Here is a 20671-nt window from a genome sequence, read left to right on the forward strand (position 1 = left end):
ATCCTGGGCTTATTATTATGTGTGATGTCGGTCTGCTGACGGCAGTCTATCACTGGCACATCATGGCGTCAGGCGCCATCTTGAGTCCCTGTCGCTTAGTACTGGTGTTGTCGGGTCTGACCGATATAATGTCGCCCCCAATCATGATGGATTCCGAGGTTTTTGCATGCGGCTCGACAAATTTCTTTGCGATTGCTCCGATTTGACCCGTTCCCAGGCGGGCAAGCTGATCCGTCAGGGGGAAGTGCTGGTAGACGGCGTGCTGGTCAAGCAGCCCGCCTTTCACATCAATGAGCAACACCAGATCGAGTTTGACGGTGTGACCTTGACCCTGAACCTGCAGAATCGCTACTTCATGCTGCACAAGCCGGAAGGATATGTCTGCTCCAACGAGGACCCGGATCACGCCACCGTGTTCCACCTGCTCGACGAGCCGGCCATGGGCAAACTGCATGTGGTGGGGCGCCTCGATCTCGATACCACCGGGCTGGTGCTGATCACCGATGACGGCCAGTGGTCCCATCGCATCACGTCGCCCCGGCACGAGTGTGCGAAGACCTACCATGTCTGGCTGGCTGATCCCGTGAGTGAAGAGGCTATCTCGCTCTTTGCCGACGGTATCTACCTGCGCAACGAGAACGACAAGACCCGCCCTGCGGAGCTGGAAATCCTGGACGAGCGGGAAGCACGCCTGACCATCCACGAGGGCAAGTATCACCAGGTGAAGCGGATGTTCGCCGCCATCGGCAACAAGGTGGTCGGGCTGCATCGGGAACGCATTGGCGATCTGGCTCTGGACGATGAGCTGGCACCGGGGGAATACCGGGAGCTGACCGAAGAGGAAGTGGCTCTGTTCTAGGGACGCGATCGCCTCTCTCCCTGTCCGGCAAGGGTGAGCATCGGCGGCTCAGAGCCGCCGATGGGCGTGTTGGTCCTTCCAGGAGGATAGACGGGGCTCAGTTCCCCATTCCCAGCACCAGGGCCGTGCCCAGGGTGGCCAGCAGGGCTCCGGCCCAGGCGGGGAGCGAGGGACGCATCCCCGAGTGCCACCACAGCAAGGGCAGCAGAATGACCGGTGTGGTGGAAGACAAGATGGCCACCATGCCCACATCTCCCTGACGCAGGGCCACCAGGATCAGGGTCATTCCCAGCGTCATCGCCAGAAATCCGTTGATGCCTATCATGCCGAGCACCTGCCGGTTGATGGGGTTGTGCGGCATGGCGAGCGGCAGGCGCAGTGCCCGCAAGACGCAGTGTGCCAAGAGGGCGCTGCCCATGCGCACGCCGGAAGCGCTCACCGCGTCCACGGTGCCGCTCATCATCACCGGCTTGGCGATGATGGCTCCGAGGCTCTGGCACAGGGCTGCGGTGAGGCCAAGGGCTATGCCGACCACGAGGCGGCCGCGCACCTGCTCCCATTCGTTCTGCTGGTTGTCGCCACGACGACCAAACAGGATGGCGAGCATGACCCCGGCCAGGACCAGCAAGGCGCCTGGCAGGCGCCAGCCATCGAGCCGCTCGCCAAAGAGCCAGAGCCCGAGCAGGGCGGAGAAGAGGGCGTGACAGGAGAAGAGCAGACCGCTGCGCCTGGGGCCGAGCCGGTTCATGCAGGCAAAGAGGGCGGTGTCGCCGACGAAGATGCCGATGAGGCCGGAGAGGGCCAGCAGGGGAAGGGCGCTCTCGGTGAGGGTCTGCCAGCCTCCCGTCACCAGACTTGCGCTGGCCAGCATCAGGCTGACCAGGAACATCCGCCAGCGGCTGTAGGCAAAGGCCCCCAGATGGCGAGCCGGTTTGACGGAGATGAGGGCGGCGATCGCCCATAAACTGGCGGCAGCCAGCGCCAGCCATTCGTAACCCATAAAGACCCCTGAAACGGTAGACGACAACCGGACTTGCAGGCGACACATCGCCCCGGGCCGATTGCCAACGGGGCAGGGGAGTGCGCCTTCTGGCGATTGCGCCCACCCGTGGCGGCCGTGTCGTCATAAAACCTTGAAAAAAATAGCCCGAAAGACTCCCTCTATCGGGCAGGCCCGATACAATACGGGTCGTCTTCGGGGATAACAAGCGCGGCATGATGCATTCGGTTCCAGGCGCGCCGCCGGCCTTCCCCCCATTGCAGTCAAAAGAATTGAACGAGGTTGATGTCATGTTTTACCGTTTCGCCGCCAGGCCAGCCCGCCGCTGGCTCTCTCCCTTGCTGTTCGGGTTGATGGCGGTGCCGCCGCTTCAGGCCACTACCGTGGTGCAGCAGCCCGTGCTGTCGGACAGGCAGACCCTGGTCAAGGGCAATGGCGCCGAACCCGAGTCCCTCGATCCGGCCCTGATCCGCTCCGGTTTCCCGGGGGAGGTGGTGCTGGTGGACCTGTTCGAGGGGCTGGTGAGCGAGGATGGTCAGGGCAAGATAGTGCCCGCCCAGGCCCAGCGCTGGGAGACCAGCGAGGATGGGCTGGTGTGGCGCTTCTTCCTGCGTCCCCAGCTCAAATGGTCCAACGGCGAGCCCCTCACCGCCCGGGATTTCGTCTACGCCTGGCGGCGGCTGCTGAACCCGGCGCAGGCTTCCCCCTCCGCCGGCCTGCTGCTGGCGACCGGCATCAACAATGCCCAGTCCATCTATGCCGGGGCGCTCGACCTCGATGCCCTGGGGGTGGAGGCTGAAAGCGACCAGATCCTGAAAGTGACCCTGGAGCGCCCCGTTCCCTATTTCCTGCAACTGGTCAGCCAGCGCCCCTTCGTGCCGGTCAACGAGCGGGTCATCTCCCAGTTTGGCAAGCAGTGGACCCAGCCAGGCAAGATGGTGAGCAATGGCCCCTACAAGCTGGCGAGCTGGGTCGTGAACGAGCGCATCGAAGCCGAACGCAACCCCCAGTACTGGGATGACGCCCATACCCGGATCCAGCGGGTGACCTACCTGCCGCTCGCTTCCCAGCATGGGGAGCGGCTGCGTTACGAAGCGGGGGAGATCCAGCTCACCAACAAGGTGGCGCTGGAGTACTACCAGAAGACCATGCAGGAGGCACCGGAGCGGATCTGGGGTCTGCCGCTGCTTGGCACCTATCTTTACACTTTCAATCTCAATCGCCCCGAGTTGCAGGATGTGCGGGTGCGCCAGGCGCTCTCCATGGCCATCGATCGCCACCTGCTGACCGAGAAGGTGAGCGGCCAGGGGGAGCGCTCTGCCTGGTCACTGCTGCCCGCCATGCCGGGTTATGACGAGCTGGATATCCCCCTCTCCCGGGAAGACCAGCCGACCCGGTTGGCCCGGGCCGCCGCACTGTTGGCCCAGGCGGGCTACAACAGCGCCCATCCCCTCAGGCTGACGCTGACCTACAACACGTCGGAGAACCACAAGAAGCTGGCCCTGGCGGTGGCGGCCATGTGGAAACCGCTGGGGGTCGAGGTCTCCCTCAACAACATGGAGTGGAATGCCTATCAGGTCGCCAAGGATAGTGGTGATTTCATGCTGGCTCGTTCATTTTTGTTTGGTGATTATGTCGAGCCGTCGTCCATGCTTGGCAGTTTCCGCTGCCAGGATCCCCAGAACGAGAGCGGCTACTGCAACCCCGCCTTCGATGGTCTGCTGCAGCAGGCTTCCGAGACCCTGGATGCCAACGCCCGGTCCGGGATCTATCATCAGGCCGAGCAACTGCTGATGGAGGAGGTGCCCGTCATCCCCGTCTATCACTACAACCAGATGCGACTGGTGGACCCGGCACTGCGCGGCTTGCCGAGCCGCAACCTCAAGGGTGCCATCGCCACCAAGGATCTCTATTTCAGCCAGCCATGAGGAGTGTGGAATGAAGATTGCCATTATCTCGGATCTGCACGGCAGTCTGACTGCCCTCGAGCAGTTGCTGGCGCAACTCGCTCCCTGGCAGCCTGATCACTATCTGCTGCTCGGGGATCTGCTCAATCACGGGCCGCGCAATCCGGTGCCGGCGGGGTATGATCCTGCAGCTGTGGCGGCAAGGCTCAACGAGCTGGCCCCCCGCATCATGGCGGTGCGTGGCAATTGCGATTCGGAGGTGGACCAGATGCTGCTCCATTTCCCCATCACGGCGCCCTACAACCAGCTGCTGGTGGATGGGCGGCGCTGGTTTGTCAGCCACGGTCATCTCTATGAGCCCGGCAACGTGCCCCTGCCAGCAGGGAGCCTGTTCATCAGCGGTCATACCCATGTGCCTGTGCTGCGCCAGGAGGGAGAGATTTTCCTGATAAACCCGGGGTCTATCTGTTTTCCAAGAGGCGAGTGGGTGGCCAGTTATGGGCGATATCACGAGGGCCGCATGAGCATTCATGCCTGCAAGGATGGAGAAACCCTGATGCAGCTGGTGCTCTGACTAGGGGCCCAAAAGGAGAGGAAGCCCGAAGGGGGAGAGGAGATCAGGCCTTGATCCCGAAAGAGCGGGTGCCTGAGCGGGTATTGCCTTTGGCGTCATAGGTCAGGGAGCTGCTGTCTCTGAGCTTGCTGAGGAAGCTGGCGAGACGGCGATTGGAGACAATACTGAGTTCGAGCAGACGTCCGTTGAGATTGTTCTGCTCCTGGCAGGCTTCCAGCTTGGCTTGAAGGGCCTGCAATTGGGTCGGGAAGGCGCTCAGCTGTTGCTTCAGGTCGGGTAGCTCCGCCAGAGTCTTGTCCAGCGTCTCGATGGCCACCAGCAGTTGCTGCTTGCGATCGGCGAGTGCCGGCAAGGCAAGGGCCCGGTGAGCCTTGAGGAGGTCGAACTCCTCTGCCAGCAAGCCTTGCATCTGGGAGAGGTTGTCGTCCTGAGCGCGCAGCAGCGAAGGGAGGTCCATCATCCCAACCGTTTATCCAGATCGGCTTCAAAGCTGAACATCTTTCTGGCCACGGTTTCGCTGTTGACCTTGTACTCCCCACTGGCCACGGCCTTCTTCAGGCTCTCGACGCGGCTCTCGTTACCGGTGGAGGCGGTGTTGAGGGTCTTCTGCATCTGCTGCAATTGCTGCGCCTCACTGGTCAAGGAGACAGAGTCGCTCTTGACGGTGGTCGCACGGCTGCCCTCGCTGGAGGTCGCCGGCTTGGTGGCTACACCTTGACTGCTGCCGCTGTTTTGCAGGCGGTTGTTAGCCAAGTTGTTGATATTGTTGATAGCCATAAGGTTTACCTTCGTCTGCTTTACTGTTCGCTTACCTGTGTATCGGTGACGGCGGTCAGAACTTTAGAAAAAAATTGCGCAGTGCATTCATGTGTCAGAATGTCACAATCACGGAGCCCACTGCACTGACCTGGCCTTGCACCGTTCTGCCCGAGCGCGTGTTGACAAGCCGGATCATGTCTCCGAAGCTGCCATCTTGCAAGGCGCGGGCCATGGTTTTGATCTGCATGCTGCTGTTTTCGGCGCTCAGGGTGACCTGGTCCCCCTTGCAGACCACGCATACCTGGGTGAGCCTGATTGGCTGGCCCGGTTTGAGCTCACGCTTGCTGCGTACCCCGATGAGGGCGGTCGGGTCGGTAAGGTAGTCGCCACGGATCAGGGTCTGGTCCTGGTATGCCAGGGTCAGCATGGGTTCACTCAGAATGTCCCCCTTGGCAACCGGGACGGTGACGGTGACATAGGGTTTCTGGATACTGACCCGGACCGGTAGATAGAGATCCCAGGATTTCTCTCCCTCGCACTTGAGGTAGACGGTGGTGTTGCGACGGATCTCCATCCTGGCGGGGAGGGAAATGGTGAGGGCATCTTCGCAGCGCGTGAGGGGGAGGCGCTCGTCAATGGTACCGGCCTTGACGTCGGCCTGTGCATCGAGGGGAATATCGAGCTGGTCGAGCACGAACGCCTGTGCCTGTTCTTGCAGATAGTCGGTGACCTCGGACGCCATGGCGTGAGACAGACTGCAAAACGGCAGTAAGATAAGGAAAAGTCTACTAATCATTTTTGCTTACCGGTCGATAAGTTATTCACGTATACCACCGTAGTTAACTATGCTTGCTCCAGAATTATTCGATTGTTGAAACAACGATGATCTGATGCAAGCCAATGTGCATGCATAATGACATGCACGATCAGTGCCAAGCATTTTTAGGGAGTGTTTATGGCGAGTATTCTGGACTCGGTCAACCAGCGAACCCAGCTAGTGGGACAAAACAGGCTGGAGCTGCTGTTGTTTCGTCTCAATGGACGTCAAAGATTTGGCATCAACGTATTCAAGGTACGCGAGGTGCTGCAGTGTCCCCCTCTGACCGTCATGCCCAAGCTCAACTCCTGCATTCGCGGCGTGGCACATATCCGTGGCCAGACCATCTCGGTGATCGATCTCAGCATGGCGATGGGCAAGCGCCCCATCCAGGACCTCTCCAAGTGCTTCATCATCATCTCCGAGTACAACCGCTCCATTCAGGGGTTCCTGGTCCACTCGGTCGAGCGCATCATCAACATGAACTGGGAGTCCATCCTGCCGCCACCCAAAGGGGCCGGTCGCATCAACTACATGACGGCGGTGACCGAGGTAGATGGTGAGCTGGTGGAGATCCTGGACGTGGAGCGCATTCTCAACGAGATCTCGCCGGTCTCCACCGAGGTGTCCACCGAACTGGTGGAAGCAAGCGTGGAGCGCAATCCTCACGGGCGTCCCGTGCTGGTTGCGGACGACTCTTCGGTGGCGCGCAAGCAGGTTCAACGGGCACTGGAGGCTATCGGGGTACAGTGCGTGCTGGCCAAGGATGGACGGGAAGCGCTCAACATGTTGCTGGAGATGTCCAAGAACGGTCCCATCAAGGATCAGATAGCCCTGGTCATTTCGGACATCGAGATGCCGGAGATGGACGGTTATACCTTCACCGCCGAGATCCGCAACAATCCCAACCTCAAGGATTTGCATGTTATCCTGCACACTTCCCTCAGTGGGGTGTTCAATCAGGCCATGGTGCAGAAAGTCGGAGCGAACAATTTCATTGCCAAATTCCAGCCGGATGAATTGGCCAAGGCCGTACAAGGCGCTCTCTAATCAAGAAGAACAACTGCATGAAGACACTTTCGGACGACTTATACAGGCAATTCAGCAATTTTCTAGCGCAACAGAGCGGCATAGTGCTGGGTGACAACAAACAGTATCTGGTCAAGAGCCGCCTGTCGCCCTTGATGACTCAGTTTGGTATCGAGAGTCTGTCTGATCTGGTCACCCGGGCGATGAACGTGCGCGAGCGGGAACTCAAGATGGCCGTGGTGGATGCCATGACCACCAACGAGACCCTGTGGTTTCGCGATACCTATCCGTTCCAGTTGCTGAGCGACAAGATTTTCCCCGAACTCGGCAAGAGCGGTCGTCCCATCAAGATCTGGTCCGCCGCCTCCTCGTCCGGGCAGGAGCCGTACTCCATTGCCATGACGGCGCTGGAGCAGCAGGTCAAGCGACCGGGCACCCTGCCGGGCGGGGTGCAGATAGTGGGGACCGACATCTCCAGCACCATGCTCAACCAGTGCAAGGAGGGGGTCTACGACAGCCTGGCGCTGGCCCGCGGGCTCTCCCCCGAGCGCAAGCGACTCTTTTTCGAACCCTTTGGCGACAACAAGATGCGGGTGGTGGAGCGTGTCAGAAAATTGACCAGCTTCCGTCCCCTCAACCTGCTGGAGAGCTACAGCCTGCTCGGCAAGTTTGACATCATCTTCTGCCGCAACGTGCTCATCTACTTTGCGCCCGAAGTGAAATCCAAGATCCTCAACCAGTTCGCCAGCAGCCTCAATCCTGGCGGCTACCTGATGCTGGGGGCCTCCGAGTCTCTGGCCGGCCTCACCGACAAGTTCGAGATGATCCGCTGCAACCCCGGCATCGTCTACAAGGTCAAATAACCCCGCTCAATACCCTCTTGGCACATCTCTTGCTAAATATTCATGAAGCTGGAGGTGTGCTATGGCAATTTCATTCGACAAGGCATTCGGTGTTCATCAGTACACGCTAAGCGTGCGCGCCAAGCGTGCCGAGGTGTTGTCCAGCAACATCGCCAATGCGGACACGCCGGGCTTCAAGGCCCGTGACATCGACTTCTCACAGGCGTTGCAGGATGCCCAGGGCCAGCAAGGGTTCGGGCTCAGCACCACCAGCGAGAAGCACTTCGCCTTGCAGATGGATACCCCGGGCACGACCCAGTACCGCAATCCCCTGCAACCGGATACCGGTGACGGCAACACGGTGGACGTGCAGCAGGAGCGCAGCGAGTTCCTGCGCAACAGCCTCGAATACCAGGCCTCCCTTGAATTCATGAACAGCAAGATAAGCGGCCTGCTCAAGGCACTGAAAGGAGAGCAAGGATGAGTTTGTTCAAGGTCTTTGACATTGCAGGCTCTGCCATGAGTGCGCAGTCCGTTCGCCTCAACACGGTGGCGAGCAACATGGCCAACGCTGACAGTGTCAGCTCCAGCGTGGAAAAAACTTACCACGCCAGGCGGCCAGTCTTTGCCGCCCAGCTGGATCAGGCCATGTCCGACAAGCAGGCCTCGGTCGGGGTGGATGTGAAGGGCATCGTCGAGAGTGATGCGCCGCTGCTCAAGGAGTACAACCCGAATCACCCCATGGCGGACAAGGATGGCTTCATCTTCAAGCCCAACGTCAACATGGTGGAAGAGATGGCGGACATGATAGCGGCGTCGCGCAGCTACCAGACCAACGTCCAGGTGGCCGACGCGGCCAAGAAAATGTTGCAGCAGACCCTGGGTCTGGGCAAGTCCTGACAGAGGTGAACCCGGATGAGAGTGACCCGTGATCGCCTGCCAGGCGGCAACAATCGGCCCAATGGGCACGCCCTAGAGGGGGGAGCATAAGTGGCAGATACCTATGACAGCCTGCTGGGCGTCAACCGGACGACGTCGGCCCAGACCAGCACGGCCAGCACCAGCACCCAGAAAAAGGAGCTGGATCAGGAGTCCTTCCTGAAGTTGCTGACCATGCAGCTCTCCTATCAGGACCCGTTCAAGCCGGTGGACAACGCCCAGATGCTCTCCCAGATGACGTCCATGTCGACGTCACAGGGGATCAGCAGCCTCTCCACACAGATGGAGAGTCTCAACAGCCTGATGACCTCCAGCCAGGCGCTGCAGGCGTCGGCCCTGGTGGGTCAGAACGTGCTCATCCCCTCCAACACCGGCTATGTGGAGAAGGGGGGCACCCTCTCCGGCGTCATCGCCACCGGCGACGGCGGCAGCAACATCAAGGTGACGGTGAAGGACGAGAGCGGTCAGGTGATCAAGGAGTTCTCCATCGAGGGAGACCAGAAAGGCAACGTGCCCTTCACGTGGGATGGCCTCGACAAGTCGGGCAATGCGGCCAAGAGCGGGAAGTATTCGATAGAAGCCCACGCCACCGTGGACGGCAAGTCGGAAAGCGTCCCCGCCCTGACCTACGCCAAGGTGGAGAGCGTCACCCTGGGCACCAGCTCCAACCCCAGTACCCTCAAGCTCAAGGGGCTGGGCGGCATCTATCTGACCGATGTATTGGAAATTGGCGGGACGACCGGCAACACGACGACCAAGTCGGCTTCGACCTCTAACGCAGTGATCTAAGGAGAAAGACATGTCATTCAACAATGCCCTCAGCGGCATCAATGCGGCTCAAAAAGACCTGAACGTCACCGCGAACAACATTGCCAACGTCAACACCACCGGCTTCAAGGAGTCCCGTGCCGAGTTCGCCGACGTCTACGCCAACTCCATCTTCGTCAACGCCAAGACCCAGGTCGGCAACGGGGTCGCAACGGCGGCGGTGGCGCAGCAGTTCCACCAGGGGGCGCTGCAATTCACCAACAACGCGCTGGATCTCGCCATCCAGGGCAACGGCTTCTTTGTGACCTCGGACGGTCTGACCAACCTGGATCGCACCTATACCCGCTCCGGTGCCTTCAAGCTCAACGAAAACAGCTACATGGTCAGCAACTCCGGCGGTTACCTGCAGGGGTACGAGATCAACGCCGACGGCACCCCCAAGGCGGTGAGCATCAATGCGACCAAACCTATCCAGATCCCGGACCGTGCCGGCGAGCCGGTGCAGACTTCACAGGTCGATGCGAGTTTCAACCTGCCTTCCACGGCCACGCCGCTGGCGGCGGGGGGAACGCCCTATACACCACCGGCCCTCCCTCCGGCGGATGCTTCCAAGTTCGATCCCAAGGATTCGGACACTTACTCCTCCTCCACCTCCGTGGTGGTCTACGACTCCCTGGGGGAGCCTCACACCATCACCCAGTACTTCACCAAGGAGGCGGATCCTGCCGACTCGACCAAGGCGGCGGTGCCGACTGCCTGGCGCATGTACCTCTATGAGGGGGACAAGCCCATCGATATCTCGGGTGGTGCCCCCACCGCCATGGCTGCTGGCCTGAACCAGGCGCCCCTGAGTGCACGCGTCACCTTCGATGCCTCTGGCAAGATGATCACGCCAACCACTCCGGCGGTCATCAAGACGGTCTCATTAGGTTCACCTGCTGCAGGTACACCGGTCACTGGGGAGCCAGGTGCCGGTATCATTACCAATGGGGCGGATGGGGCTCAGCAGTTTGAAATAAAGCTCGGCACCGTGACCCAGTACGCTTCACCGTTCGAAGTCAACAAATTGACCCAGGACGGTTCCACCGTCGGCCGGCTGACCAAGGTGGAGATCACCGCGGATGGCATAGTCTCCGCCACTTACAGCAACGCCACCACCGTCAAGGTGGCCATGGTGGCCATGGCCAAGTTCGCCAACTCCCAGGGTCTCACCCAGGTGGGGGACACCTCCTGGCGCCAGTCCCTGCTCTCTGGTGATGCCCTGCCGGGCACCCCGAACTCCGGCACCTTCGGTTCCATCAAGTCGTCGGCCCTGGAGCAGTCCAACGTGGATTTGACCACAGAGCTGGTGGATCTCATCACCGCACAGCGCAACTTCCAGGCCAACTCCCGTTCTCTGGAAGTGAACAGCTCGCTGCAGCAGAGCATACTGCAGATCCGCTAAGTGTTTTGGCGGTTGCAAGGGGCGCTTCGGCGCCCCTTGTCGTCTGCGGCAGGCGTATTTCCCTCCTCCATGTCGTCGCTCTTCTCTCTTCTTGGCATTCTACTTGCAGTTCTCCCGCGAGAGTCATCTGTTTGACGGAGGATCCCATGGATCACCTGCTTTACATCGCCATGTCCGGGGCCAAGGAGAACATGAACAGCCTGGCTGTTCGTGGCAACAACCTTGCCAACGCCAACACCATTGGCTTCAAGTCTGACTTCGAGCAGGCGCGCAGCATGCAGGCGTTTGGCGAAGGGCTGCCCACACGGGTGTTCGCCATGACCGAGCGGCCGGGCCAGAACCTGCAGCACGGCATGCTGATGACCACGGGTCGGGATCTTGACGTTGCCGTCGATGGGCCGGGCTGGATTGCGGTGCAGGATCCCAACGGCGCGGAAGCCTATACCCGCATGGGCAACCTGCAGCTCAATGCCACCGGCAATCTGCAAACTTCTACCGGTCTGAATGTGGTGGATGATGCCGGTCAGCCCATCGTGCTGCCCCTGCCCATGGAGAAAATTGAGATCAATCGTGACGGTACCATCAGCGGCCGTCCCGAGGGGGCAGCCGCCAACCTGCCGGAAGATTTCCAGCGTATCAAGCTGGTCAACCCGGCGGCAGATGCGGTGGAGAAAGGCCAGGACGGCCTGTTTCGCCGCAAGGATGGCCAGAGTGAGGCCGCGTCTGCGGATGTGGGCCTGATCGCCGGCTCCCTTGAGGGGAGCAACGTCAACGTGGTCGACGAGATGACCAACCTTATTCGCTTGCAACGTCAGTTTGAAACTCAGGTCAAGATCATGAAGACCGCCGAGGAGAACGACGAGGCACAAACCCAGCTGCTGCGTATCAGCTAATCAAGGAGCACCCCATGAATCCTGCACTCTGGATCAGCAAGACCGGCCTCGATGCCCAGCAGACCAACATCTCGGTCACCTCGAACAACCTGGCGAACGCCAGCACAGTGGGCTACAAGAAGGCGCGGGCCATCTTCGAGGATCTGCTGTATCAGAACATCAACCAGCCTGGCGGTCGCTCCTCTGCGGACACCGAGCTCCCTTCCGGCCTGATGCTGGGGGCGGGGGCCAAGGTGGTCGCCACCCAGAAAAACCACAGTCAGGGCAACGTCCAGACCACGGACAACTCCCTTGACCTGATGATCAGCGGCCGCGGCTACTTCGAAATCCAGCTGCCCGATGGCAGCGCCGCCTATACCCGCAACGGCCAGTTCACCCTGAACGACGAGGGGACCATCGTCACCCCGGGCAACGGTTACCCGCTGCAACCGGAGATCCAGATCCCCGAGAACGCCCAGAGCGTCACCGTGGGGGAGGATGGCCAGGTCTCCGTCCAGCTCAAGGGGGATGGCCAATCCCAGGTGGTGGGCCAGATCAACACCACGGACTTCGTCAACCCCACCGGCCTGCAGCCCATGGGGGAGAACCTCTTCCTCGAGACCCAGTCCAGCGGCGCCCCCATTCAGGGGACTGCCGGTGCGGACGGGCTGGGGGTGATCAAGCAGGGGATGCTGGAGACCTCCAACGTCAACGTGACCGAGGAGCTGGTGAATCTCATCCAGGCTCAGCGGGTCTACGAGATGAACTCCAAGGTCATCTCCGCCGTCGACTCCATGATGTCCTTCCTGACCCAGCGGACCTGATGAAAGGAGTGCCATGATGAAAGCCATATGGATGCTGGGACTGCTGACGCTGGCGGGTTGCACCAGTACCCCCAATACCGCCAAACCGGATGACCCGGATTTCGCCCCCGTCTACGGGGAGTCGGAGCCGGTGTCGGTGCGCCCGACCGGCGCCATCTTCCAGCCCGAGCAGGTCAACGGCATCTACTCGGACATCAAGGCGCACCGGGTGGGTGACATCATCACCATCCAGTTGGCGGAGTCGACCTCGGCGTCGAAAAAGGCCAACACCCAGAGCGGTAAGGACAACAAGCTGGCGCTCGACCCCGTCACCCTGGGTGGCGTGCCGGTCACGGCGGGGCCCTACGATCTGTCGGCCTCCATCGGCCAGAACAGTGCCTTCAAGGGGCAGGCCAAGGCGGATCAGAGCAACAGCCTGCAGGGCAACATTTCGGTCAGCGTGGTCAAGGTACTGCCAAACGGCAACCTGCTGGTGCGCGGCGAGAAGTGGATCATGCTCAACAATGGCAACGAATATATCCGTATCACCGGTCTGGTGCGCCCGGAGGACGTGAGCTCGGAAAACAGCGTCTCCTCCCAGCGGGTGGCCAATGCGCGTATCTATTACGGCGGTACCGGGGATCTGGCGAACACCCAGGAACAGGGCTGGCTCACCAGCTTCTTCAACGGCCCCTGGTGGCCCATTTAAGACTCAAGAGTCCGGGGCGTTCACGGGTCCCGGATCAGGAAGGTTTTGTTAGGAGATGTCATGAACCGATTCCGTCTGCTTGCCCTGCTGTGCTGCCTGCTGCCCTTCGGGCTGGCGCACGCATCCCGCATCAAGGACCTCGCCTCGGTGGAAGGGGTGCGCAGCAACCAGCTGATCGGTTACGGTCTGGTGGTGGGCCTGCCCGGCACGGGGGAGAAGAACAACGCCTTCACCGAGCAGACCTTCAGGACCATGCTCAACAACTTCGGCATCAAGGTGCCTGACAACATCAAGCCCAAGATCAAGGACGTGGCACCGGTGGCCATCCACGCGGATCTGCCCCCCTTCTCCAAGCCGGGCCAGACCATAGACGTCACCGTCTCCGCCATCGGCGAGGCGAAGAGCCTGCGTGGCGGCACCCTGCTCCAGACCTTCCTGAAAGGGCTGGATGGCCGCGTCTATGCGGTGGCCCAGGGCAGCCTAGTGGTCGGTGGCCTCGGGGCCGAAGGGGCGGACGGCTCCAAGGTGGTGGTGAACACGCCCACAGTGGGGCGTATCGCCAACGGGGCGACCGTGGAGCGGGAGGTTCCCAACTCCTTCAGCCAGGGCGACACCATCACCTTCAATCTGAACCGGCCGGACTTCACCACCGCCCGCCGTCTGGCGGACGTGGTCAACGATCTGGTGGGTCCGAACACCGCCCAGGCGATGGACGCTACCTCCATCAAGGTATTCGCACCGAGGGATCCGGCCCAGCGGGTCTCCTACCTCTCCACCATCGAGAACCTGGAAGTGGACCCGGCGAGCGAGTCCGCCAAGATCATCGTGAATTCGCGCACCGGGACCATCGTCATCGGCAGCGAGGTCAAGCTGCGCCCGGCGGCCATCAGCCACGGTGGGCTGACGGTCACCATCGCCGAGAACCAGCAGGTCTCCCAACCCAATCCGCTCGCTGGCGGGCAGACGGCGGTCACCAACAACTCCACCATCAACGTGCAGCAGGATCCGGGGCGGATGTTCAAGCTCGATACCGGCGCGACCCTGGACGATCTGGTGCGGGCGGTGAACCAGGTGGGGGTCGCCCCCGGGGATCTGATGGCGATCCTGGAGGCGCTGCAGCAGGCGGGCGCGATCCAGGGCCAACTGGTCATTCTGTAATTTCGTGAGCGGCAAGCGGTTGCCACGGGCGGCAAAGAGGTAGGTTATGGCAGAGTTCGACACCCAGAGCGGTATCAATATTGGCATGGTGCAGGACGTCCAGAACCTGGACAAACTGCGCCAGATGAGCCTGAGCAAGGAGGGGAAGCAAGGGGCCCTGATGGCGGCCGCCCGCCAGTTCGAATCCATCTTCACCCAGACCCTGTTCAAGGGGATGCGCCAGGCCAACTCGGTGCTCACCGAGGGCAACCCGATGAACAGCAGCTACACCCAGTTCTATGAAGGGATGCTGGACGAGCAGCGGGTTGCCGACATGTCGAGCAAGGGGGGGCTGGGCATTGCCGAGATGGTGGCCAGGCAGCTCTCACCCGAGCAGACCTTCACCCATCAGGATGGCCGGGTACTCAAGCTGCCCCAGCGTACCGAGCGGGTCTACAAGCCCTATCAACCCCCCAGTGCCTCCAACGATCTGATTGCTGCCTCCAAAGTTGGCAAAGATTTTGCTGATAACCAAATGAAGGGTGAGCTGAATGGGGCCGAGCGTGCGCTGGCCATGCCAAGACGCCCCCACCGCACCGTGCCGCCCATGGGCAGCAGCCAGAGGCCTTCGGCCCTGGATGGCAGCGCCAAGGTGTTTGACAGCCCGGAAGAGTTCGTCGACAGGCTGATGCCGCTGGCCAAGAAGGCGGCGGACAAGCTGGGGTTGAGCCCGGCGGTGCTGGTGGCCCAGGCCGCCCTTGAGAGTGGCTGGGGCAAGCGGGTGATCAAGGATGCAGACGGAAACGTGACGCACAACCTGTTCGGCATCAAGGCCGATCCGCGTTGGGAAGGCCCCAAGGCTGTGGTGAGCACCCTGGAATACGAGCAAGGGGTGGCCTCGCGCCAGAAGGCGGCGTTTCGCTCCTACGAGTCGTTCGAAGAGAGCTTCAACGACTACGTGGATTTCCTGACCTCTGGGAGTCGCTACAAGGGGGCGCTGGCCAAGGTGGACAGCCCGGACCGTTACTTCGAGGCGTTGCAGCAGGCCGGTTATGCCACCGATCCCCAGTACGCCAGGAAACTTAAACAAGTGTTGCGCAGTGATGCCATCGCCGGTTACTCGACGCCCGGCAACATTGCAGACAGGAACACAGAGATGGAGCTGTAAGCTATGGCAAGCGATCTGCTTGGAATTGGGACCTCGGGTGTGTTGGCCCAGCAGCGACTGCTGCAGACCACCAGCAACAACATAGTGAACGTCAATAGCCAGGGCTATGTACGTGAACGCACCCTGATCTACACCAATTCCGTCGGATTGGGGACGGGCGACATGGTGAGCGAGCGCATCATCAATGCTTATGCCCAGGCCGAGATGCGCCGGGATACCTCCATCTATCAGGCCTCCAGCACCCGCTACGATCAGCTCTTCCAGCTCGACAGCCTGCTCGGCGATGCCAGCAACAGCGTGGGCACCACCATCACCTCCTACTTCAAGGCCTTCCACACCGCCAACGAGTCGCCGTCCGAGATCGGGGGGCGCAAGACGACCCTGAGCGAGCTGGGCGGCATGGTGGACAGATTCCACACCCTCTCCGCCCAGCTCGACAAGCAGGGGGACACCATCAGCGCCACCATAGGCGACGAGACGGACAGGGTGAACAGCCTGCTCAATAGCATCAACGATCTGAACCAGGCCATCATTCGCACCCAGGGCACGCCGGAGGAGAACCTGATGCTGTTCGATCAGCGGGACGAGGCCATCCGTCAGCTCTCCGAAAAGATGGAGATCCGCACCGTGACCCAGCCCAACGGCAGCATGCTGGTGAACATGAGCACGGGGCACTCCCTGGTGCTGGACGGCGGCGTGGCCCAGTTCAAGGTGGTGGCGGGCAACCCGGACTCCCGGGACGTCACGCTGCAACTGACCCTGGGGGCCAACCAGGCCGACGTCAACGACAAGGATGTGGGGGGCGCCATCGGCGGCCTCTTCACCGCGCGCCGGGATCTGGAGCCCGCCAAGCGGGAGCTCGGGCAGCTGGCGGTCGCCCTGGCCGACGCCATGAACCAGCAGAACCGGCTGGGGATGGATCTGGACAACGAGCTCGGTGGGGATCTCTTCTCCCTCGGCGCGAGCGATGGCCTGCCCTACAGCCAGAATACCGGCAGCGGCGCCGCCAAGGTGAACTTCGTCCCCGGCAAGGGAACGGAAGTGACCAACTTCGACTACGAGGTGCAGTTCAGCAGCGCCACCGGCTATGAGGTGTTCTCCATCGACGGCAGCGGCAAGCGCATCTCGCTGATGACCGGCACCACGCCCCCCGCCACGTTCGAGGTGGCGGGGCACGGCATCGAGATCGATCTCTCCGGCACCCCGGCCGCCGGCGACAAGATAGCGCTGCAACCCACCCGGCATGCCGCCGCCAACCTCGAGGCCGCGATCACCCGGCCAGAGGACATCGCGCTGGCGTCCCCCATCAAGGCGGACAAGAACGCCCAGAACCTGGGCTCGGGTGAAATCAAGCTGAGCAGTGTCTACAACACGGGGACGGGCTCGGGCTTTGGTGCCAACAATCTGGACCCGAGCGCACCCCAGGTCATCAAGATCGACGGCAGCGGCAACTATGAGGTCTACGACAAGAACAACAACCTGCTCGGCGTGGCCCCGGCGTCCAGCAAGGGACAGAACCTGATGTCCGTCCTCGAGATGCCGTTGGGGACGCCCATAGTGCCGGCCCTGACCCCGGGCTATGACTTCAGCATCACCGGCAAGGTGGAGGCCAACGACAGTTTCACCCTGAGCTACAACAAGGACGGTTTTGCCGACAATGCCAACGGCCTGGCCCTGGCGGAGCTGCAGAACAAGGAGCTGGTGCGCAAGAACAACAACGCCGCCACCAGCAACGACAAGATGACCTTCAACGACGCCTACTCCGGGCTGGTGAGCGGGATTGGCAACAAGACCAGCCAGGCCAAGACCCTGCTGCAGGCCAACGAGGCCAAGCTGACCCAGAGCACCGGCATCTACGAGAGCGTCTCCGGGGTCAACCTGGAGGAGGAGGCGGCCAACCTCATCCGCTTCCAGCAGTCCTATGCGGCCTCGGCCCAGATAGTGAACACCGCCAAGACCATCTTCGACACCCTGCTCTCCTCCGTGAGGTAAGTCATGCGCATCACCACCAACATGATCTACGACCGCAACCTGGCCACCATGAGCAAGGTGAGCGAACGTCAGAACACCGCCTACAACCAGCTGATGACAGGGGAGAAGTTCACCCGTGCCGGCGAGGATCCCTCCGGCATGAGCCAGAAGATGGCGCTGACCAAGGAGATCGATCTCTTCAAGCAGTACGGCGTCAACGGCAGCCTGCTGGAGAACAGCCTGGGCCACGAGGATACGGTGCTGACCTCCCTCAACAACGCCATGCTGAGTGCCCAGACCCTGATCCAGAAGGCGAACAACTCCGCCATGGGCGCCGAGGAGCGTAGCGCCATCGCAAGCGAATTGGAGGGGCTGCAAAAGCAGATGTTCGACCTGATGAACAGCAAGAACTCCCAGGGGGAGTTCATCTTCGGCGGCAACCAGAGCAAGACCCAGCCCTTCGTCAAGGATGCCAGCGGCAACTACGTGTTCCAGGGGGACACGGGTCAACGCAGCATCCAGGTCTCTCCCACGGTCAAGATCCCGGCGAACGACTCCGGTTTCGATCTGTTCGAGATGGTGGCGACCCGGCGCACCGCCAGCGCCACCAGCGCCAACATCCAGGTGGGGGTGGGGGATCAGGGCAACTTCGAGAGCTTCTATCGCAACAACTACGATCCTTCGCTCGCCAGCAACCAGTTCACGGTCGACACCCTGGTGGGGCCGCCGGATAGCTACGAGATCCGTGACAGTGGCGGCACCCTGCTGCAGAGCGGCGACTATGTGGCGGGCAACAAGATCGCCTTCAACGGGCTGGAGCTGACCCTGGATCTGCCTGCGGGGTCCGCCACCCAGACCTTCGCGCTGGATACGCCGAAGAACGACAGCATCCTCAACGGCATGTCCGACTTCATCTCGGCCCTGCGGGATCCCAGCCTCCCGGCGAGCGACTTCCAGTTGGCGGTGGCCGATGCCACCACCCATATGAACAACGCCAGGACCCAGGTGGACAGGGGACAGGGGGAGGTGGGCAGCCGACTCAACAGCCTGGAGCAGGTGATGAGCTCGAACGATGGCCTCAGCACCCTGAACCAGCAGGCGCGGGCCAAGGTCTCGGAGGCCGACATGTACGAGGTGATCGCCACCCTCTCCAAGGAGGATGCCGCCATGAGCGCCTCCCAGCTCGCCTTCAGCAAGATAAGCAAGCTCACCCTGTTCGACTATATCCGCTGATTTGTCCCTTGACCGCACGCTCCCTCGTGGCCCCGGCCCGGGGGAGCCGTCATTTCATGCTCCTTCCCGCAATTTGTAACAACCCGTTGCAGGCGTCCTGATTGCCTTGACTCGACTCGCGCCTGGGCCGATGATGCCGCCCGCACGGCCCCGCCGTGCGCATCATTCGCAGCATCTCGTTAGGCGAGGCTCCTGCATAAACACAGGCCACTGATCTCACGACGTCCAGAGACGCCCAAGATCAGGACAGTTTTCATCGGATTAAGGTGTCAACCCAAGTGGCTTCCGGCGCGCCGGATACGTTATGCAGTGCTAAAGCTGGTACGTGGGGATGAAGACACGCCGGACGGCGTCATTTCCTGCCTGTTACTCGTCAATCAAATTGCTGTTTTCTTGCAAACGGCAGCCGGCATGACCGGCTGCTTCCGGGCCCGACCCGGGATCACATGAGGACATCTGTGATGAAGAAAACACACACCCTGCTCAACCGTCATCAACTGCTCGATCCTATCGCCCTGCGTAGCTGGCTGGCGCACAACCAGGACCCGGTCCAGCGGGCCGATCAGCTGCTGACCCTGCGCCCGGAAGAGCTCAACTGCATCTTCGATACCCTCTCCATGCCGGAAGGGGCGTCCTTGCTCGCCTCCCTCCCGGCGGAGTGTGCCGGCCATCTGCTGCTCAGGCTGCATGGCAGCATCGTGGGGATACTGCAGGGCACCCTGGCCCGTCGGGACCTGCTGGCCATCCTGCGCAGGCTCGACGAGCACGATCGCAAGACTCTGCTCGCCCGGCTGCCAGACCCCACCCGCAAAGCCTTCCAGTCCCTGCTGGCCTGGCCGAACGAGTCGGTGGGGGCCAACATGCGCCACGAATACATGTCAGTGGAGGCCAATGCGACGGTGGAAAGCGCCAAGCAGCTGATCCACGGGGCCTGGGATCAGGCCAGGCTGTTCGGTCATCTCTATGTGGTTGACGGCGAGCAGCGCCTCCTTGGCAGCGTCTCCCTCAAGTCGTTGCTGATCGCCGATCCGCTGCTGCCGGCAGGGGAGCTGATGGAGGGGAGGCGGTGCGCATCAACGCCCGGGCGGATCAGGAGCTGGCGGCCCGCCTGCTCATTGACCGCGACCTCTCGCTCCTGCCGGTGGAAGATCAGGGGCGTCTGGTGGGGGTCTTCCACGTGGACGATGCCGCCGACATCCTGGAGCTGGAGTCCACCGAGGATGCGGAGCTGCAAGGGGGCTCCTCGCCGCTGGATACCCCCTATCTGCAGGCCACCCCCTGGCAGTTGTGGCGCAAGCGGGTGGGCTGGTTGCTGATCCTGTTCGTGGCGGAAGCCTACACAGGCACCGTGCTGCGGGCCTTTGAAGAGCAGCTGGAGGCGGCCATCGCCCTGGCCTTCTTCATCCCGCTCCTCATCGGCACCGGTGGCAACAGCGGTACCCAGATCACCACCACCATAGTGCGCGCCATGGCGGTGGGGGAGGTGAGCCTGAAAAACCTCGGCACCGTGCTGAAGAAGGAGATCTCCACCGGTCTGCTCATCTCGGCCGCCATCGCGCTGGCGGCCTGGGTGCGGGCCTGGAGCCTGGAGGTGGGGCCCGAGATCGGCATGGTGGTGACCCTGACCATCGTCGCCATCGTGCTCTGGAGCGCCACCGTCGCCTCGGTGATCCCCATGGTGCTGCGTCGCTTTCGCATCGACCCGGCGGTGGTCTCCGCCCCCTTCATCGCCACCCTGGTGGACGGTACCGGCCTCATCATCTACTTCGAGATAGCCAAGCTGATCCTGCCGGATCTGCAGTAGGAAAAGACAAGAGACAAAAAAAGCAGCCATCGGCTG

At 61.6% G+C, this 20671-nt stretch carries 20 protein-coding genes, 1 pseudogene and 1 riboswitch; of the genes and pseudogenes, 17 read left to right on the forward strand and 4 right to left on the reverse strand.

Going from position 1 to position 20671, the window contains the following annotated elements; all coding sequences use genetic code 11:
- The first annotated feature begins 166 nt into the window (after nucleotides 1-166).
- On the forward strand, nucleotides 167-859 hold the full coding sequence (gene rsuA / locus PG887_RS00095) for a 16S rRNA pseudouridine(516) synthase RsuA (RefSeq protein WP_039040228.1): 693 nt from the start codon (nucleotides 167-169) through the stop codon (nucleotides 857-859).
- Between the two features lie 97 nt (nucleotides 860-956).
- Here the strand turns inward: rsuA and PG887_RS00100 are convergent, their stop codons facing one another.
- Nucleotides 957-1859, reverse strand: coding sequence for a DMT family transporter (locus PG887_RS00100; protein WP_010675302.1), 903 nt, complete (start codon nucleotides 1857-1859; stop codon nucleotides 957-959).
- Between the two features lie 290 nt (nucleotides 1860-2149).
- Here PG887_RS00100 and PG887_RS00105 point away from each other — a divergent pair, with 290 nt between their 5' ends.
- Nucleotides 2150-3787: a peptide ABC transporter substrate-binding protein gene (locus tag PG887_RS00105; protein ID WP_201921592.1), complete on the forward strand. Its 1638-nt coding sequence runs from the start codon at nucleotides 2150-2152 to the stop codon at nucleotides 3785-3787.
- Between the two features lie 10 nt (nucleotides 3788-3797).
- Nucleotides 3798-4340: a phosphodiesterase gene (yfcE, locus tag PG887_RS00110; RefSeq protein ID WP_201921595.1), complete on the forward strand. Its 543-nt coding sequence runs from the start codon at nucleotides 3798-3800 to the stop codon at nucleotides 4338-4340.
- A 43-nt stretch (nucleotides 4341-4383) separates the two neighbouring features.
- Here yfcE and PG887_RS00115 read toward each other — a convergent pair whose 3' ends face one another.
- The 3 genes from PG887_RS00115 to flgA all read right to left on the reverse strand — a co-directional run bounded on the left by PG887_RS00115 (nucleotide 4384) and on the right by flgA (nucleotide 5817).
- On the reverse strand, nucleotides 4384-4800 hold the full coding sequence (locus PG887_RS00115) for a flagella synthesis protein FlgN (protein WP_052815062.1): 417 nt from the start codon (nucleotides 4798-4800) through the stop codon (nucleotides 4384-4386).
- Nucleotides 4797-5117: a flagellar biosynthesis anti-sigma factor FlgM gene (gene flgM, locus PG887_RS00120; RefSeq protein ID WP_069652526.1), complete on the reverse strand. Its 321-nt coding sequence runs from the start codon at nucleotides 5115-5117 to the stop codon at nucleotides 4797-4799. Before flgM ends, PG887_RS00115 begins: the two co-directional genes overlap by 4 nt.
- Before the next feature lie 94 nt (nucleotides 5118-5211).
- On the reverse strand, nucleotides 5212-5817 hold the full coding sequence (gene flgA / locus PG887_RS00125; protein ID WP_309295569.1) for a flagellar basal body P-ring formation chaperone FlgA: 606 nt from the start codon (nucleotides 5815-5817) through the stop codon (nucleotides 5212-5214).
- Between the two features lie 237 nt (nucleotides 5818-6054).
- Here flgA and PG887_RS00130 point away from each other — a divergent pair, with 237 nt between their 5' ends.
- The 14 genes and pseudogenes from PG887_RS00130 (at nucleotide 6055) to mgtE (ending at nucleotide 20635) form a co-directional block, all read left to right on the forward strand.
- Nucleotides 6055-6966: a chemotaxis protein CheV gene (locus PG887_RS00130; protein ID WP_010675296.1), complete on the forward strand. Its 912-nt coding sequence runs from the start codon at nucleotides 6055-6057 to the stop codon at nucleotides 6964-6966.
- 17 nt (nucleotides 6967-6983) lie between these two features.
- The gene (locus PG887_RS00135) at nucleotides 6984-7808 is read left to right on the forward strand and encodes a CheR family methyltransferase (protein ID WP_270820970.1); all 825 of its coding nucleotides are present in this window, start codon (nucleotides 6984-6986) and stop codon (nucleotides 7806-7808) included.
- A gap of 61 nt (nucleotides 7809-7869) precedes the next feature.
- Nucleotides 7870-8271, forward strand: a complete 402-nt coding sequence (gene flgB / locus PG887_RS00140) for a flagellar basal body rod protein FlgB (RefSeq protein WP_010675294.1) — start codon at nucleotides 7870-7872, stop codon at nucleotides 8269-8271.
- Entirely contained in the window at nucleotides 8268-8687 is a 420-nt protein-coding gene (gene flgC, locus PG887_RS00145) for a flagellar basal body rod protein FlgC (protein ID WP_005329775.1), read from the forward strand. Before flgB ends, flgC begins: the two co-directional genes overlap by 4 nt.
- Nucleotides 8688-8777: 90 nt before the next feature.
- Nucleotides 8778-9515 (forward strand): flagellar hook assembly protein FlgD, encoded by a 738-nt coding sequence (locus PG887_RS00150; protein WP_202041324.1) that lies wholly within the window; start codon nucleotides 8778-8780, stop codon nucleotides 9513-9515.
- A 10-nt stretch (nucleotides 9516-9525) separates the two neighbouring features.
- Nucleotides 9526-10938 carry a flagellar hook protein FlgE gene (gene flgE / locus PG887_RS00155; protein WP_202041323.1) on the forward strand — a complete coding sequence of 471 codons (1413 nt, stop codon included), beginning with the start codon at nucleotides 9526-9528 and terminating at the stop codon, nucleotides 10936-10938.
- 146 nt (nucleotides 10939-11084) lie between these two features.
- On the forward strand, nucleotides 11085-11831 hold the full coding sequence (flgF, locus tag PG887_RS00160; RefSeq protein ID WP_039040234.1) for a flagellar basal-body rod protein FlgF: 747 nt from the start codon (nucleotides 11085-11087) through the stop codon (nucleotides 11829-11831).
- 14 nt (nucleotides 11832-11845) lie between these two features.
- Nucleotides 11846-12634 carry a flagellar basal-body rod protein FlgG gene (gene flgG / locus PG887_RS00165; RefSeq protein ID WP_010675290.1) on the forward strand — a complete coding sequence of 263 codons (789 nt, stop codon included), beginning with the start codon at nucleotides 11846-11848 and terminating at the stop codon, nucleotides 12632-12634.
- Nucleotides 12635-12650: 16 nt separating this feature from the next.
- Entirely contained in the window at nucleotides 12651-13322 is a 672-nt protein-coding gene (gene flgH / locus PG887_RS00170; protein ID WP_010675289.1) for a flagellar basal body L-ring protein FlgH, read from the forward strand.
- Between the two features lie 60 nt (nucleotides 13323-13382).
- Nucleotides 13383-14480, forward strand: coding sequence for a flagellar basal body P-ring protein FlgI (locus PG887_RS00175; protein ID WP_010675288.1), 1098 nt, complete (start codon nucleotides 13383-13385; stop codon nucleotides 14478-14480).
- A gap of 46 nt (nucleotides 14481-14526) precedes the next feature.
- Entirely contained in the window at nucleotides 14527-15627 is a 1101-nt protein-coding gene (gene flgJ, locus PG887_RS00180; RefSeq protein ID WP_270820972.1) for a flagellar assembly peptidoglycan hydrolase FlgJ, read from the forward strand.
- 3 nt (nucleotides 15628-15630) lie between these two features.
- Nucleotides 15631-17619 (forward strand): FlgK family flagellar hook-associated protein, encoded by a 1989-nt coding sequence (locus tag PG887_RS00185; RefSeq protein ID WP_270820973.1) that lies wholly within the window; start codon nucleotides 15631-15633, stop codon nucleotides 17617-17619.
- Nucleotides 17620-17622: 3 nt separating this feature from the next.
- On the forward strand, nucleotides 17623-18831 hold the full coding sequence (gene flgL / locus PG887_RS00190) for a flagellar hook-associated protein FlgL (RefSeq protein ID WP_270820974.1): 1209 nt from the start codon (nucleotides 17623-17625) through the stop codon (nucleotides 18829-18831).
- Nucleotides 18832-18999: 168 nt separating this feature from the next.
- A riboswitch (M-box (ykoK) riboswitch) is annotated at nucleotides 19000-19169 on the forward strand.
- A gap of 123 nt (nucleotides 19170-19292) precedes the next feature.
- A pseudogene (gene mgtE / locus PG887_RS00195) lies at nucleotides 19293-20635 on the forward strand (magnesium transporter).
- Nucleotides 20636-20671 lie beyond the last annotated feature (36 nt).

Origin of the sequence: Aeromonas sp. QDB14 (assembly GCF_027707845.1) — a bacterium.
GTDB classification, from domain to species: Bacteria; Pseudomonadota; Gammaproteobacteria; order Enterobacterales; family Aeromonadaceae; genus Aeromonas; species Aeromonas caviae.

What these genes read in the sequence shown, in the direction of transcription:
- PG887_RS00130 (WP_010675296.1), top strand. Translation starts at nt 6,055, where the DNA reads ATGGCGAGTATTCTGGACTCGGTCAACCAGCGAACCCAGCTAGTGGGA.
- PG887_RS00185 (WP_270820973.1), top strand. Translation starts at nt 15,631, where the DNA reads ATGGCAAGCGATCTGCTTGGAATTGGGACCTCGGGTGTGTTGGCCCAG.
- PG887_RS00100 (WP_010675302.1), bottom strand. Translation starts at nt 1,859, where the DNA reads ATGGGTTACGAATGGCTGGCGCTGGCTGCCGCCAGTTTATGGGCGATC.
- PG887_RS00115 (WP_052815062.1), bottom strand. Translation starts at nt 4,800, where the DNA reads ATGATGGACCTCCCTTCGCTGCTGCGCGCTCAGGACGACAACCTCTCC.
- flgM (WP_069652526.1), bottom strand. Translation starts at nt 5,117, where the DNA reads ATGGCTATCAACAATATCAACAACTTGGCTAACAACCGCCTGCAAAAC.
- rsuA (WP_039040228.1), top strand. Translation starts at nt 167, where the DNA reads ATGCGGCTCGACAAATTTCTTTGCGATTGCTCCGATTTGACCCGTTCC.
- yfcE (WP_201921595.1), top strand. Translation starts at nt 3,798, where the DNA reads ATGAAGATTGCCATTATCTCGGATCTGCACGGCAGTCTGACTGCCCTC.
- flgC (WP_005329775.1), top strand. Translation starts at nt 8,268, where the DNA reads ATGAGTTTGTTCAAGGTCTTTGACATTGCAGGCTCTGCCATGAGTGCG.
- PG887_RS00175 (WP_010675288.1), top strand. Translation starts at nt 13,383, where the DNA reads ATGAACCGATTCCGTCTGCTTGCCCTGCTGTGCTGCCTGCTGCCCTTC.
- flgE (WP_202041323.1), top strand. Translation starts at nt 9,526, where the DNA reads ATGTCATTCAACAATGCCCTCAGCGGCATCAATGCGGCTCAAAAAGAC.
- PG887_RS00135 (WP_270820970.1), top strand. Translation starts at nt 6,984, where the DNA reads ATGAAGACACTTTCGGACGACTTATACAGGCAATTCAGCAATTTTCTA.
- flgF (WP_039040234.1), top strand. Translation starts at nt 11,085, where the DNA reads ATGGATCACCTGCTTTACATCGCCATGTCCGGGGCCAAGGAGAACATG.
- flgG (WP_010675290.1), top strand. Translation starts at nt 11,846, where the DNA reads ATGAATCCTGCACTCTGGATCAGCAAGACCGGCCTCGATGCCCAGCAG.
- flgB (WP_010675294.1), top strand. Translation starts at nt 7,870, where the DNA reads ATGGCAATTTCATTCGACAAGGCATTCGGTGTTCATCAGTACACGCTA.
- PG887_RS00105 (WP_201921592.1), top strand. Translation starts at nt 2,150, where the DNA reads ATGTTTTACCGTTTCGCCGCCAGGCCAGCCCGCCGCTGGCTCTCTCCC.
- flgL (WP_270820974.1), top strand. Translation starts at nt 17,623, where the DNA reads ATGCGCATCACCACCAACATGATCTACGACCGCAACCTGGCCACCATG.
- flgH (WP_010675289.1), top strand. Translation starts at nt 12,651, where the DNA reads ATGAAAGCCATATGGATGCTGGGACTGCTGACGCTGGCGGGTTGCACC.
- flgJ (WP_270820972.1), top strand. Translation starts at nt 14,527, where the DNA reads ATGGCAGAGTTCGACACCCAGAGCGGTATCAATATTGGCATGGTGCAG.